This window comes from Kiritimatiellia bacterium, assembly GCA_026417735.1.
In the GTDB taxonomy this organism is placed as follows: domain Bacteria; phylum Verrucomicrobiota; class Kiritimatiellia; order PWTM01; family PWTM01; genus CAACVY01.
Genome location: JAOACR010000009.1, coordinates 187,807 through 201,854, shown reverse-complemented (window position 1 = coordinate 201,854; position 14,048 = coordinate 187,807). Strand labels below are relative to the sequence as shown.

Sequence of the window (14,048 nt, the reverse complement as noted above, 5' to 3'; positions counted from 1 at the left end):
ATAGGTGGTCTGAGATGAGCAAATGCGGGTTGGGGTTCTTCGTGTTGCTGGCCGGATGGGCCGTTGCCTCGACGCCGCGGCCCAACATGCTCTGGATCACTGCGGAAGATATTGGGCCGCACTGGGGCTGCTACGGGGATGCCTACGCGCGGACCCCCAATATCGATGCGCTGGCCGCGCGCGGGCTGCGCTACCGCACGGTTTGGGCGACCGCGCCGGTCTGCGCGCCGGCGCGCACAGCCATCATCGCCGGCATGTATCCTTCTGCGCTAGGTGCCGAACACATGCGCAGCGAGGTCGCACCGCCCCCTTGGCTGCGCATGTACCCGCAACTGCTGCGCGAGGCGGGCTACTACTGCAGCAACAACAGCAAGGAGGACTATAACCTCTCGAAGCCCGGCCGGGTGTGGGATGACTCCTCCGCGCGGGCGCACTATCGCAACCGTGCGGCCGGCCAGCCATTTTTCGCGGTGTTCAACTATACGATGACCCACGAGAGCGCGGTGCGACGGCGGCCGCACACGTGGCGTCACGACGTGGAGCGCGCGCCGGTGCCGCCCTACCACCCGAACACCCTCGAGGTGCGGCAGGACTGGGCGCAGTACTACGATAACATCACCGACTTCGACGCAAAGGTCGGCGAGCATCTGCGCGAGCTGGAGGCGGAAGGGCTCGGGGACGAGACGATCGTGATGGTCTACGGCGATCACGGCCCCGGACTGCCTCGCTGCAAACGCTGGCCCTACGACAGCGGCCTACGGGTGGGACTGGTCGTCTACATCCCCGAGAAGTTTTGGCACCTGGCGCCACCGAATCACCGTCCGGGGGACGAGGTGAAGCGGCTGGTGAGCTTTGTAGACCTGGCGCCGACGGTGCTCAGCCTCGCGGGTGTCCGTCCGCCGGACTGGATGCAGGGCCGTGCGTTTCTCGGGCCCCACACCGCCGAGCCAACAGAGTGTCTCTTCGGACTGCGCGGCCGGATGGACGAGCGCATCGACATGGTGCGCGCCGTCCGTACTTCCCGCCACGTTTACCTCCGCCACTATCACCCGCATCGCATCTACGGCGAATACCTTGATTACATGTTTCAAACCCCGACCACGCGGATCTGGAAACAGCTGTACGATGCCGGCCGGCTGGAATCGCCCGCGCAGCGCCGCTTCTGGGAACCCAAGCCCTGCGAGGAGCTGTATGACCTAGAGGTCGACCCGCACGAGACGGTGAACCTCGCCGACTCTGCCGCGCACCGCCACGTGCTGCAGACCCTGCGAGGCGCGTTGCGGCGTCACGTGATGGAGGTGCGCGACGTCGGCTACCTGCCCGAGGCGGAGGTCCACCGGCGCGCGGCGGCCTCCGGCAAGACGATCGGCGACTTCGCGCGCGATCCCGTGCTGTACCCGCTGGAGCGCATCTTTGACGCCGCCGAGTTGGCGGCCTGCCGCGATGAGGGCTCGGTGCCGCGCCTTGCGGAGTTGCTCGCCGATGCGGACAGCGGGGTGCGGTACTGGGCGGCCGTCGGGTTCTGCATTCGCGGCCGCGCGGCTGTACGGGTGGGCCGCGATGCGTTGCGTGGGGCGCTGGCGGATGAGTCGCCAAGCGTCCGCATCGCTGCGGCGGAGGCGCTGGCACGGTTCGGCGAAGGATCGGACCGACCCGCCGCGATCGCGGTGCTCGCGGAGTTGATGTCGCCGCGGCAGGCGGGCGTGTACGCCGCCATCGAAGCGTTGAACGCGCTCAGCGCGTGTGGCGAGGCGGTGACCGGCCCATTGCGCGCGAGCATCGCCGCGCTGCCGCTTACCGATCCGAACGCGCCCGCACGCGCCAACGGGTACATCGCGCGTCTGGTCGAGTACCTGACCGGTGAACGGCGCGCGGCGCCCTAAACATCCCTTCCGGACCGCGCGGAACCCCAGCCGTGTACGCGTGGCGGACGCCTCTTGTGGTGTCGAGCGGACCGCACAACCGAAAGAGGCCGGTTATCGAAATGGCGGGAGGAACGGAGCTCCAGCCGGCACAGAACGACCTCTGCCATTTCGTCCGGCCGGTCGCCGCAGGCCGAGTTGGTCTGCCGAGGCGCCTGTTGCAGCGAGGGGCCGGTCGAGTCGGAGCATGCCGTCGTACCCGACGTGGAGCGAACCCCGCCAGCCTCCATGCGCAATACTCAGCGAGGTCCCGGCGCGCGTCGCCGCGATCGAGCGCGACGGCCGGCTGGCCGTCTCGTTCGATGAGCAGCCCCTCAACTTCGAGCCGGATTATCGGCACGTCGTCGTCCGCGTTCTGGACGTGCGCATGACGGCAGGGAAAGGAACACGCGGCAATCGCCTCGCCGCGGCGACGACCTCGGGCTGTCGTCTCGGCGTGCCCCGGGCGTCCCATGCGGCAAGCCGGTTTGTGCCGGTCCACTTCGCGCAACTCACAGCGCGGGTAGCCTGACGGTGGCGTCGTCGCGCCACCGACGGGCGCGTGGAAGACCACTCCGCCCTCAGCCCGGCGCGCGAAAAATAAGGGGGATGCACGTACCACGAAAGTTCCGGCGAGCTGATCTCTTCCGCCCGGCGTTGATTTCGAACGGACACCCGCGCCGTGAGGTTTCGGCGCAACAGGTCCGGATGCCGGGCCGGCGGCTCGATCTCGTTGCGGCCGACAGTGGTGACCACCGCGATCAGGACGCTCCTCGCGTTCCGAAGACGGCGCCGCACCCAGCGCAACGGAAGCGGGCCGTCGCACCACGGTCCGAGCGCTGGTACAGTTTTCACAATGCGTGCCGATTGACGCGACCCCCATGGTGAAGGAACTGGCGCAAGCAGACGGTGGACGCAGAGTGCTCCGAGCGCTGGAGATGGCGGTGTTTTGCATCGGGCCGCCGCTGGCACTGGCGTTGGTGCGTCCCGGCCGGGCGGTGCTGCCGTGGCTGTGGCTGGGCGCCATCGGGTTGGGTCTCGGGCTGTGGCGCGATCCGTCGTTTGACCGGTCGGTCTGGGTGGTTCGGCGTCTCCGCGACGGTGGTTGGCGACGGCGACTGTTGAGGTGGCTTGCGGCCAGCGTGGTGCTCACCGGCATGCTGGCGGTGGTGGAGCCCCGGCTGCTCTTTCGTCTGCCGCGAGACCGGCCATTTGTTTGGGCGCTGGTGGTGGGGTTTTATCCCTGGCTCTCCGTGGTGCCGCAGACCCTCGTCTATCGCGTTTTCTTCCTGCACCGCTATGCGCTGCTGTTCCGGCGGCCGGAACTCGCCGTGCTCGCCGCCGCGTTCGCGTTTGCGCTGATGCACCTGGTGTTTCTCAATGTCTGGGCACCGCTGCTGAGTTTCTTCGGGGGCTGGTTGTTTGCGCGCACTTATCTGACGACCAGGTCGGCGTGGGCTTCGGCTCTTGAACACGCGTTGTACGGCCTGACGGTGATGACGGTGGGCTGGGGTCGTTTTTTCTATCACGGCAGCATCGCCACCGTGCAGGCGTGGGTGGGTCCCTAGTTGCGGTGTTTTGCGGCGGTCGACGCGAAGCCGATCTCAGGATTGGGTTGAGCAAACGAGGTTGACAGACGGCCGCCCCTTTGCTAACAGGCCGCTGAGGTCGCCACTTCATCATCGTTGTGGGAGGTCAAGGTGATGAGCCAGTGGGGTGGGGCATGGATCGGCGTGGTGGCGGGAGCGGTTCGCCTCGCCTGAGCGCAGGGCGACTTTGTGTGGGTGCGTCCCGCCGCTCAGGGCAACGGCAACTGGAACTCAGTGGCCAACTGGGTTGGCGGTGCGTCCTACATGCCGGACGATCCGGACGAGCGGGCGATTTTCAATCATCCGAGCACCAACGGCATGCCGATCCAAAATGCCAATATGGTGAACGGCCTGGGGCAGCTTCGCTTCAACCACGCCGGCTGGGTCGTCTACGTGCAGGACCCGCTGAGGTTCAATTCAATCTCGCACTATCAGTCTCTGGCCATTGAAGCGCGCGCGTTGAGTGGGGCCGGCACGATCACGCTCTACCCGGCAGTGAACCTGCTCAACGGCCGGCAAGTGATCGCCACCGGCGCCGGCGCGCTGCTGGCGCTGGCTGGGGGGGTGACCGGGTCGAACGCGCCGGTGATCAGCAGCTTCGATCCCACTGCTCCCGACACTGGTGCCGTGCGACTAAATGCGGCCAGTGATGTGACCGACGCTTTCGGGGTGCGTCAGGGCACACTGCTGGTCGCGCACAGCGGCGGCCTCGGCGCCAGCCCCGCGCCGGTCGTGCTGGGCGACACGGGCACCGCGGCGCAGGCACGGATGCTTCTGCTGACCGATGCGAACAATGTAACGATCTCGAAAAGCATTACCGTGCAGAACTACGGCGCGATCGCCGTGCTCGGCGCCAACCACGCGACGGGCAGCTCCACGTTTTCCGGTGCCGTTACGGTCAACCGTCCAACGCTGCTGTGGTCGGCGGGCGGTGTAGTGACGTTTGCGGGTCAGATGTCCGGCGCAGGTGCGCTGACGGTGACGGGGATGGGCACCGTCGTGCTGAGCGGCACGAACGTGTTTTCCGGGCCACTGTTTGTCGGATCCGGCACGCTACGGCTCGGGGCGAACGGCGCGCTGCCCAGTGGTGCGACAGTGTCCCTGTCGCCGCTGGCGGGCACGTTGCTGGATCTCAACGGTTACACCGCGACGGTGAGTTCGCTCACGGGCGGAGGGACCAGTGCCGGTATTGCGCTCGGCAGCGGAGCGCTCACGGTTCAGAGCGGCTCGTTTGCGGGCCCAATTTCGGGCGCCGGCTCGGTTACGAAGACGGGGTCCGGCGCGCTCACTCTCTCCGGCAGCAATTCCTACGCCGGCGGAACGACGATCAGCGGCGGCACACTGAACGTCGATTCCTCCTCCGCGTTGCCGGCGAACGGCAGCGTGAGCATCGCGAACGTGCCGGGTGTCACGCTCAATCTCAACGGCCACTCGGCGATGATTGGATGGCTCACTGGCGGCGGGGCCCTTGGCGGCCACATCACGCTGGGCGCCGGCACGCTGACGGTCCAGGGCGGCAGCTTCTCCGGTGCGATTTCCGGCGCGGGCGCCGTGGTGAAGAGCGGTGGGGGGACGCTCGTACTGGGCGGGAATAATGTCTACGAAGGCGGTACGACGATTCAGGGAGGCACGCTGCAGCTTGCATCGTCCGCCGCGTTGCCGGCCGGCGGCGCGGTGACGCTTGCGAACAGCGCCGGCACCACGCTTGATCTCAACGGACAGTCGCTGACGATTGGCTCACTGACCGGCGGGGGACAGGCGGGAGGGAACATTGTGCTGCGTGCGGGCACGCTGACGGTGCAGAGCGGCAGTTACACCGGCGCGATCTCCGGGGCGGGCGGCCTCGTGAAGAGCGGCCCCGGCACGTTGACCCTCGCCGGCAACAACGCGTACGCCGGCGGAACGATTGTGCAGGAGGGTACGCTGCGGCTCGGCTCCGCCGCCGCGTTGCCGGCCGGCGGCGCGGTGACGCTCGGGGACCCTCCCGACGCGAGGCTCGATCTGAACGGCCATTCCGTGACGGTGGGATCGTTGAACGGGGCGGGGGGCGCCGTGTTGCTCGGCAATGGCACCCTCACGATCGCGACCGACGGGCTCGATAGCTTTGGGGGGGCCATCACCGGTGGCGGCGCGGTGGTTAAGAGCGGCTCGGGACAACTGGCGCTGCGAGGGAACAATCTGTACACGGGAGGCACGACCATTCAGGGGGGCACGCTGGTGGTGGACCAGATGTCGCTGCCCCAATGGGGAGCGGTCGCGCTCGCGAATGCGACCGGCGCACGGTTGCTGATCGAAAACGCCGCATACGTCGGGCAGCTCACCGGGGGCGGGCCGCTCGGTGGCGTAGTGCAGATCGGGGCCGGCAGCAGCGGTATGTTGGTGGTGCGGGGGGGCATGTTCGGCGGGCGCTTCACCGGCAGCGGCGTGGTGTCGAAGGTCGGCGAGGGAACGCTGATTCTGACCTCCGATCAGGATAACCCAGGCACGCTGACCATTCAGGAGGGGACGGTCCAGCTGGGCATGGGCGGGACGGCCGGCTCGTATGCGGGCGGCATCATCAATGAAGGGACCCTCGCGGTTGTCCGCAGCGACGATGTGACGATGACGAACTGGATCAACGGAGGGGGTGGTTTGCGGAAGGGCGGGGTCGGACGGCTGACGCTGACCGGCGAACTGAACTACTTCGGCGACACGGTCGTTGAGCAGGGTACCCTGCGTATCAATACGGAGTCCGGGCCGTTCGGGCGGGTGCGGGTGGAGCCGCTGGGCGGTCTGAGCGCGACTTTGAGCGGGGAAGGCCGGATCCGGGGCGATGTGGACGTGCAGGCCGCCGGCGTGCTGGCGCCGGGCCGTTCGGTTGGAACGCTGACGGTGGACGGCAACGTGACGCTGGCCGGCACGCTCGAGATCGAGTTGCGGCATGCCGATGCCGATCTGCTGAACGTGGGGCAGACACTCGATCTCACGGGCGCGACGTTCTCGTTCGCACCGACGTATCCTCTGACGGCGCCGGTGTACGTGTTGGCAACCTACGGCCATCTGGTGGGGCAGTTTTCGCAAATCAAGAAGATGCCGCCCGGCATGTGGTTGGACTACAACTACGGTGGCGCGAACCAGATCGCGCTCGTGCCCGAGCCCGGTCTCGTGACGCTGCTGGCGGCGGGCGGCGCACTGATGCTGGCGGTGCGACGCCTGCGACGCGGTGGTGCGGCTGCAGAGGGGCAAGAGGCACCCCACACTTGAGGACGGAGTGCGCGCTCGTCAGAGCCGCTCGATCGAAAACCCGCCATCCACGTAGATCACCGCACCGGTGGAAAAGCCGAGATCACCCCGTGCCAACATCGCGACCGCCCGTCCGACGTCCTCCGGCTCTCCCCAGCGCCGCTGCGGCACCAGCCCCTCCGCAATGCGCCGGTCGTAGAGCTCGCGAACCGGCGCGGTCATATCGGTTCGGATGATGCCGGGGCGCACTTCGTAGACGGGGATTCCGTGTTCCGCCAGCCGCGCGGCCCAGAGTTTCGACGCCATCGCCGCACCGGCCTTCGAGATACAGTACTCCCCCCGGCGTACCGAGGCGGCGGTGGCGGAGATCGAAGTGACGTTCACGATGCAGCCGCACCAGCTCGGGTCCTCCCCGCACTGGGCCAGCATCCAGCGCGCAACCGCCTGCGTGAGGAAAAACGGTCCCTGGAGGTTCGTGCGCAGCACGTGTTCGAACGAGCTTTCGGTCATCTCCAGCAGATCGGCGCGCACCGCCGGGGCGATGCCGGCGTTGTTGACCAGCACATGCAGCCGGCCAAACCGTTCGCGAACCGCGTCGAGCAGCCGTGCGCGGTCAGCCGCCGTCGCCACGTCGCAGCGAACGTAGAAGACTTCGGTGCCGGGACCGGCCAACGCGGCGAGGCCCTCACCCGGATCGGCGCTCACACCGCAGACGGCGAGGTCGAACCCCTCCGCCGCCAGCGCCCGGGCGATCCCCAGTCCGATCCCGCGACGGCCGCCGGTGACCAGCGCCACCCGCCGCGCCGCATCGGCATTCATTGTGCTGGCTCCTCAGCGCCGAGCTTCGGAACGTCGATCCATCGCCGCTCGCGCCAGGAACGGTGGGCGAGCTCGGCGAGCTGGACGCCCTTCGCGCCTTCCAATAGCGTCCACGGAAATGGTGAGCCGGTCACCACGTGGGCGAGAAATGCCTCCCACTGCGCCTTGAACGCGTTGTCGTAGGTTTCCTGGTCCGGCACTTCCAGCCACGAGTCAAAAAAGTTTAGGGGCTGATCGACGTCGGGGTTCCAGACCGGGCGGGGCGTGCCGGCGGCGGGCTGAATCCAGCAGCGCCGCAGCCCAGCGACCGCGCTGCCGGCGGTGCCGTCCGCCTGCAGTGTGAGCAAATCGTCGCGACGGACGCGCACACACCAGGAGGCGTTGATCGTCGCGATCACCCCTCCGTCGAGCTCGAACATCGCGTAGGCCGCATCCTCCGCAGTGCACGCGTAGCGCTGACCGCGCTCGTCCCAACGCTCCGGCAGATGCGTTGCGCCGAGACAACATACCGCGCGGACTGGCGCAAAAATGCGATCCAGCACGTACCGCCAGTGGGCAAACATGTCGAGGATGATGCCGCCCCCGTCTTCGCGGCGGTAGTTCCAGGAGGGCCGCTGCGGGGGGACGTCATGGCCGTCGAACACCCAGTAGCCAAACTCACCGCGGACGGAGAGCAATCGGCCGAAATAGCCGCTGTCGACGAGGCGGCGCATTTTGCGCAGCCCGGGCAACCACAGTTTGTCCTGCACGACGCCGTTGCACAGGCCGGCCGTCTCCGCGGCCCGCCACAGCTCGATCGCCTCCGTCGTGGTCATCGCGACCGGCTTTTCCGCGTACACGTGCTTGTGGGCCGAAATGGCGCGCCGCAGCGCCGCCGCGCGGCGGTCGGTGGTCTGCGCGTCGAAGTACACTGAATAGCGCCGATCCGCGAGCGCCGAGTCGAGGTCGGTGGTCCATTGGGTTTCCTCGCCGGCTTCCGTCGCGAGCGCCGCGAGCTTTTCCGGACTGCGACCCACCAGCAACAGGCGAAGGGTCACGCGCCGGCCGTCGGGGAGGGGTACTCCCCCCTGGCGCTGAATTGCGATCAGTGAGCGGCGCAGATGCTGGTGGGTACCCATCCGACCGGTCACGCCGTTGACGATCACACCCAGTTCGATGGTGTTCTGGTTGTTCATGAACCGCCGCTCTCCCGGGACGGCCACTGCGGGCGAGCGCCGGCCGGCAGTGGCGGCGCCTCGATGCCGGCGCGCGGTAGCGTGCCGTCCAGCTCCTGGCGCCAGTGGGCGACATCGCCGCCGGGCGCATAGACGTAGATCAGTCGCAGTGGGCTGTCGCCGATGTTCGTGATCTGGTGAAAGACGCCCGGCGGGATCCACACCGCCTGGCCGCTGACCAGCTCCCGGCGTTCCGGGCCCAGGCACATCTCGCCCCGGCCTTCAATCACGAAGTAGACTTCCTCCTGCGGCTGGTTGTGCCAGGGCACCTGGCCGCCGTTCGGTTCCAGCGTGACGTGGCCCATCGCGAAGTGAGGGGACTGAATCGGTGAGGCACCACCAACCAGATTTTGCGTTCGCCGCCGTGCCGGATATGTGCGGCCGGCAATCTCCCGAAGGTCGACAACGATCATGATTCGTGCGCCTCCTCCGCGCCGAAGAACGTCCAGGCAGGTCGGCCGTCCGCGACGTGCTGCGCGAGCAGCACCACCTCCCGCAGGTGGTAGTCACCCCAGAGGCAGGCCTCGCCGCAGGGAATGTGGCGGCCGGGAGGAATCCAGTCCCAGCCGTTTGGGCGGTGGTAGACCGCGTGCAGTAGCAGCCCTTCGTGGTCCGGAGCGTCGGACAGCCATGGCGGGGAGAGCAGCGTGCGCAGCACCGTCCAGGCGGCGGCCTCGTAGCGTTGTGCGGGCGCATACTCGCCCGCACGGCGCAGCCACCGGGCCAGGCGCAGCAGCCCCTGCGCCGCGATCGCTGCCGCAGAGCTGTCGAACGGCTCCAGGTCGTTGTAGGGGTCCGCGGGCCGTGCGCGCCAGTCGCCCAGCTCCGCCAGCCGCGGCGCACCGGTGTCCCACGGGGGAATGCCGTCCGCTGAGGTGTTGCGCAGGTAGAAGTCGGCGGTTGCGCGGGCGGCGCGCAGACACCGAGCGGCGAGGTCCGTCGCGCCGATCGCCTCGCGATCGGCTGCCGATAGGGAGTTGAGAAATTCGAGCTGTTCCGCGAAGCCGAGCAGCACCCACGCCAGACCGCGCGTCCAGGTGCTGAAGGGCGAATAGCCCTGCTGGGTGGCCGGGCAGCGGTAGGAACCGTTCAGCGGGTTGAACAGGCTCTCGTGCGCGACGCGACCAGGTTCGGTGTCGTAAATATCGCGCCCCTCGCCGTAGAAGACCGCATAGCGAGCGGTGGCACGCAGGTGAGCGGCCAGTCGCAGCAGCAGCGACGTGTGCAGGTCCTGTTCGCCGATCAGGTCCGCGCCCAGCCGATGTGCGAGGGCGAGCGAACGCATCGAGCGAATCGTGTCGGCGAAGAGCGAATGCGGACCGTTGAACGAATACACGAAGCCTTCGCCGTTGCCCAGCTCGGTCCATCGGCGGGCCTGCACACAGCCGGAGACCTTCAGCGCCAGCTCGAGGTGGCGCCGCTCCGCGGGGTCCTCCGGAATCCGACCGGCGTTCATCAGCCTCCAGAGGTGACCGTACGTGCTGACGCAGTTGAAGCCGTGATCGTGCACGCCGAAGTGCACGACATGCGGCGGCATGTCCCGCCAGGTGCCGGCGCGCCCCAGTTCGAGAAACTCGCGCTCGCCCGTCGCGTCGAATTGGATCAGCGCGGAGCCATGCTGAAAACCGCGGGTCCAGTCCGTCCAGCCGCGGGTGGTGTACCGGCCTCGGACGGTGAACACCGGCGCGCCGTCCTCCGGTCGCCAGCGGGCGGAAAGGGCACGGAGCGTCTGGGCGGAGCGCTCCCAGAACCGCACCCACCGGGGCCGGAGCGTCTGGGGCGTGATCGTGTTGTCCACGTTCATGCGGCGGAGGCGGCCGGGATTGCCCGGGCTCCACACCGTTGTACCCATACGACCCATGGGCTGTCCATCAGCGCGCGCCGCTGTTGACCGGTGTGCGGCGAGCTACGAGAGTCGGACCTTGAATTCTTGACTTTGAACGAGCGGGGTCTACGATGTGCAAGCTGCGGCCCGCCAACGTAGCTCAGCTGGCAGAGCAGCGCATTCGTAATGCGCCGGTCGTCGGTTCGAATCCGACCGTTGGCTCCACTGCCGCGCGCAGTGACCGCCGCCGGTGATCGAACCAGGTGATCACACACCGCCTGCCAGTGTCCGCCGCCCCGCGCGGCCGCAGATGAACGAACCGGTTGGCGAGGCTTCTGCGCGGGGAGCGATCGCGTGGATGGCGCGAAACCCCGTCGCCGCGAACCTGCTGATGTTGCTGTTCATGGTGGGGGGACTGCTGATGTTTCCCCGCATCCGCAAGGAGGTCTTCCCGCTCATCGAGCTGGATACGGTCCGGGTCTCGGTGGTCTACCCCGGCGCGTCGCCGGCGGAGGTGGAGCAGGGGATCGTGCTGGCGGTGGAACAGGCGATCCGCGGGCTGGACGGCATTCGGCGTGTCACCTCGACTGCGGCGGAGGGTGTGGGCACGGTGGATGCGGAAATCCTGCTGGGCGCGAACCCGGACCGCGTGCTCGCGGACGTGAAAAGCGCGGTGGACCGGATCGTCACGTTTCCGGAGGACGCGGAGCGGCCGGTGGTCAGTTTGCTGATCAACCGTCGTGAGGTGATCTCGATTCTGCTCTATGGCGACGTGGACGAGACGGTGCTGCGCGATGTCGCTCGGCGAGTGCAGGAGGAGATCGAAGCGACCCCGGGCATCACCCAGGTGACGCTGACGGGGATCCGGCCGGTGGAAATCAGCGTCGAGGTGCCGGAGAGCCGGCTGCGGGCGTTGGGGCTGACGCCGGGCCGGATTGCGGACGAAATCAGTCGGGCGGTGGTGGAGATCGGTGGGGGGGGCGTGAAGACTCCCACCGGCGAGATTCTGCTCCGGACCAATGAGCGGCGAGACTGGGGGCGGGAACTTCTGGATGTGCCCGTGATCAGCCGGCCGGACGGCTCCACGGTGCGGCTGGGGGAGATCGCGGAGGTGCGCGACGGGTTCGCCGAAACCGATGAATCGTTTCTGTTCAATGGCCATCCCGCCGCTCGGCTGACGGTGTACAGCGTCGGACGCGAAAGTCCCACCGAGGTGGCGAAGGCGGTCTATCGATTCGTCGAGGGACTTCGGAAGCGGCTGCCGCCCACCATCGGCGTTGCGATCTGGAACGACCGGTCCGAGCTGTACCGCGACCGCACCCGGCTGCTGTTGCAAAACGGTCTGCAGGGGCTGGTGCTGGTGATGGTGACTCTCGGTCTCTTTCTGGAGGTGCGCCTGGCGTTCTGGGTGATGCTCGGCATTCCGACCTCGTTACTGGGCTGCCTGCTGTTGCTGCCGGCGACGGACATCTCGATCAACATGATTTCGCTCTTCGCGTTCATCATGACGCTGGGAATCGTCGTCGACGACGCGACGGTGATCGGCGAGTCGGTCTACTACGAGCGTTCGCGCGGCCGTCCGCCGCTGGAGGCGGCGATCGAGGGCACGAAGCTGGTCGCGGCGCCGGTGGTGTTTTCGGTGCTGACCAACATCATCGCGTTTCTGCCGTTGTGGATGATCCCCGGGTATCTTGGCCAGCTGTGGCGGAACATCCCGGTGATCGTCACGGTGGTGTTTCTGGTGTCGTTGGCGGAGTCGCTGTTCATTCTGCCGGCGCACCTGGCGCACAGCCGGCCGGGGGGTCGGGGGCGGATCTGGCGCTGGATTGAGTGGCCGCAGGAGCAAGTGGGACGACGGCTGGAACGGTTCGCGGAAACGAGCTTTTCCGCGCTGGTGGCTGGCTGTTTGCGACACCGGTATCTGGTGTTGTCGGTGAGTCTCGCCGCGCTGCTGCTGGGGATCGGATGGGTCGGCGGCGGACGGATGCCGTTCATCTTCTTCCCGAAGGTGGAGGGCGACATAGTCAGTGCGCGGGTGGTCCTGCCGTACGGGTCGCCAGTGGAGGCGACGCGGGCGGTCGCGGACCGGCTGTTGACGGCGGCGCGGGAGGAAATCGAGGCGCGCGGCGGTTCACGGTACTTGCGGGGCATTCTCACCGCGATTGGCGGCAGTGGAGAAAGCCGCGGCGGGGCGATACCGGCGCAGCGCGGGTCGGTGGGGCACGAGGCGACGGTGACCGTTGCGCTGGTGCCGGGCGACGAGCGGCCGTTCGGCGCGCAGGCGTTCACCGAGGGATGGCGACGGCGGGTCGGCGAGGTGCCGGGTGTTGAGTCGCTCACGTTTCGGTTCACGCTGGGGCCTGCGCAGAGCCGGCCGGTGGACGTGGCGATCAGCCATTCGGAGCCGGAGGTGATCGAGGAGGCGTGCCGGCGCGTTGCGGCGGAGCTCGGACGGCTGCGCGGCGTGGTCGAGATTGACGACGGCATTGAACGCGGCAAACCGCAGCTGGATTTGCGGCTGACGGCGGCCGGCCGCGCGGCCGGCCTCACGGCGGCGGAGCTCGCGCGACAGGTGCGGCACGCCTTTTTTGGCGCGGAGGCCCGGCGGCAACCCCGCGGCCGCGACGAGCTGCGCATCTATGTTCGGCTGCCGCTGGAGGAGCGGCGCCGTGAACACTCCATCGAAACGTTGATGTTGCGCACCCCCTCCGGCGCGGAAATTCCGCTGGGCGAGGCGGCCACCGTCACCCGTTCGCGTGCGTACGAGCGGATTCTGCGGCTGGACGGGCGACGCGTGATGCACGTCACCGCGGACATTCTGACCGACGTCACCGACGCCGAGCAGGTGCTCCGGGTGCTGCGAGAGGGCGTGCTTGCGCAGCTTCAGCGGGAACACCCGACGCTACTGTATTCGTTCGAGGGTGAACAGCGGGAGCAGCGCGAGGCGTTCGGCGCGGCGCTGCCGGGCTTTGCGATCGTGCTGCTGGCGCTGTTCGGCATGCTCGCGGTGCCGTTCCGCAGCTACCGGCAGGCGGTGGTGATCATGTGCTCGATACCCTTCGGGCTGCTCGGCGCGATTGTCGGCCACCTGCTGATGGGGTACCAGCTGAGTTTCGTTAGCGTGATGGGGATGATGGCGCTGTCGGGGGTGGTGATCAACGACGGGATTCTGCTCTGCGATGCCGCCAACCGCTTCATCGCGGAGGGCGCCCCCTTGGAGGAGGCCATGCGGTTGGCGCCGGTCCGCCGGTTGCGGCCGGTGTTGCTGACCTCACTGACGACGTTCTTCGGGCTCGCGCCGCTGATCGTCGAGCGATCGCTGCAGGCCCGCTTCATGATTCCGATGGCGCTGTCACTGGGCTTCGGGATTTTGTTCTCCACGGCGGTCTCGCTGCTGGTGTTGCCGTGCCTTGTGCTGGCCATCGAGGATGTCCGCCGGTGGCTGCGCGGGCTCGGCGGCGGCGTCACCGTCTGAGGC

The 14,048-nt window shown here is 67.8% G+C and carries 9 protein-coding genes and 1 tRNA gene; 6 read left to right on the top strand and 4 right to left on the bottom strand.

The window, feature by feature from the left end:
* Nucleotides 1–14 precede the first annotated feature (14 nt).
* The 4 genes from N2652_04520 (at nt 15) to N2652_04505 (ending at nt 6,733) form a co-directional block, all read left to right on the top strand.
* Nucleotides 15–1,883, top strand: a complete 1,869-nt coding sequence (locus N2652_04520) for a sulfatase-like hydrolase/transferase (GenBank protein ID MCX7818459.1) — start codon at nt 15–17, stop codon at nt 1,881–1,883.
* A 226-nt stretch (nt 1,884–2,109) separates the two neighbouring features.
* Complete coding sequence (locus tag N2652_04515) at nt 2,110–2,433, top strand: hypothetical protein (GenBank protein ID MCX7818458.1); 324 nt, start codon at nt 2,110–2,112, stop codon at nt 2,431–2,433.
* A 388-nt stretch (nt 2,434–2,821) separates the two neighbouring features.
* Nucleotides 2,822–3,469 (top strand): CPBP family intramembrane metalloprotease, encoded by a 648-nt coding sequence (locus N2652_04510; GenBank protein MCX7818457.1) that lies wholly within the window; start codon nt 2,822–2,824, stop codon nt 3,467–3,469.
* A gap of 210 nt (nt 3,470–3,679) precedes the next feature.
* Nucleotides 3,680–6,733, top strand: a complete 3,054-nt coding sequence (locus N2652_04505; GenBank protein MCX7818456.1) for an autotransporter-associated beta strand repeat-containing protein — start codon at nt 3,680–3,682, stop codon at nt 6,731–6,733.
* 18 nt (nt 6,734–6,751) lie between these two features.
* Here the strand turns inward: N2652_04505 and N2652_04500 are convergent, their stop codons facing one another.
* Genes N2652_04500 through N2652_04485 form a run of 4 tightly spaced genes read right to left on the bottom strand, consistent with a single transcriptional unit; the run spans nt 6,752 to nt 10,549 of the window.
* The gene (locus N2652_04500; GenBank protein MCX7818455.1) at nt 6,752–7,531 is read right to left on the bottom strand and encodes a 3-ketoacyl-ACP reductase; all 780 of its coding nucleotides are present in this window, start codon (nt 7,529–7,531) and stop codon (nt 6,752–6,754) included.
* A complete protein-coding gene (locus tag N2652_04495) occupies nt 7,528–8,706 on the bottom strand; it encodes a Gfo/Idh/MocA family oxidoreductase (protein MCX7818454.1) in 1,179 nt (392 codons plus the stop codon). The genes N2652_04500 and N2652_04495 overlap by 4 nt, the downstream gene beginning before the upstream one ends.
* On the bottom strand, nt 8,703–9,158 hold the full coding sequence (locus N2652_04490) for a cupin domain-containing protein (GenBank protein ID MCX7818453.1): 456 nt from the start codon (nt 9,156–9,158) through the stop codon (nt 8,703–8,705). The genes N2652_04495 and N2652_04490 overlap by 4 nt, the downstream gene beginning before the upstream one ends.
* On the bottom strand, nt 9,155–10,549 hold the full coding sequence (locus tag N2652_04485) for a glycoside hydrolase family 88 protein (protein ID MCX7818452.1): 1,395 nt from the start codon (nt 10,547–10,549) through the stop codon (nt 9,155–9,157). The genes N2652_04490 and N2652_04485 overlap by 4 nt, the downstream gene beginning before the upstream one ends.
* A gap of 170 nt (nt 10,550–10,719) precedes the next feature.
* Between N2652_04485 and N2652_04480 the strand changes: the two genes are divergently transcribed.
* Nucleotides 10,720–10,795, top strand: a tRNA-Thr gene (locus N2652_04480).
* Nucleotides 10,796–10,880: 85 nt separating this feature from the next.
* Nucleotides 10,881–14,045: an efflux RND transporter permease subunit gene (locus N2652_04475; protein ID MCX7818451.1), complete on the top strand. Its 3,165-nt coding sequence runs from the start codon at nt 10,881–10,883 to the stop codon at nt 14,043–14,045.
* The last annotated feature ends 3 nt before the right edge of the window (nt 14,046–14,048 follow it).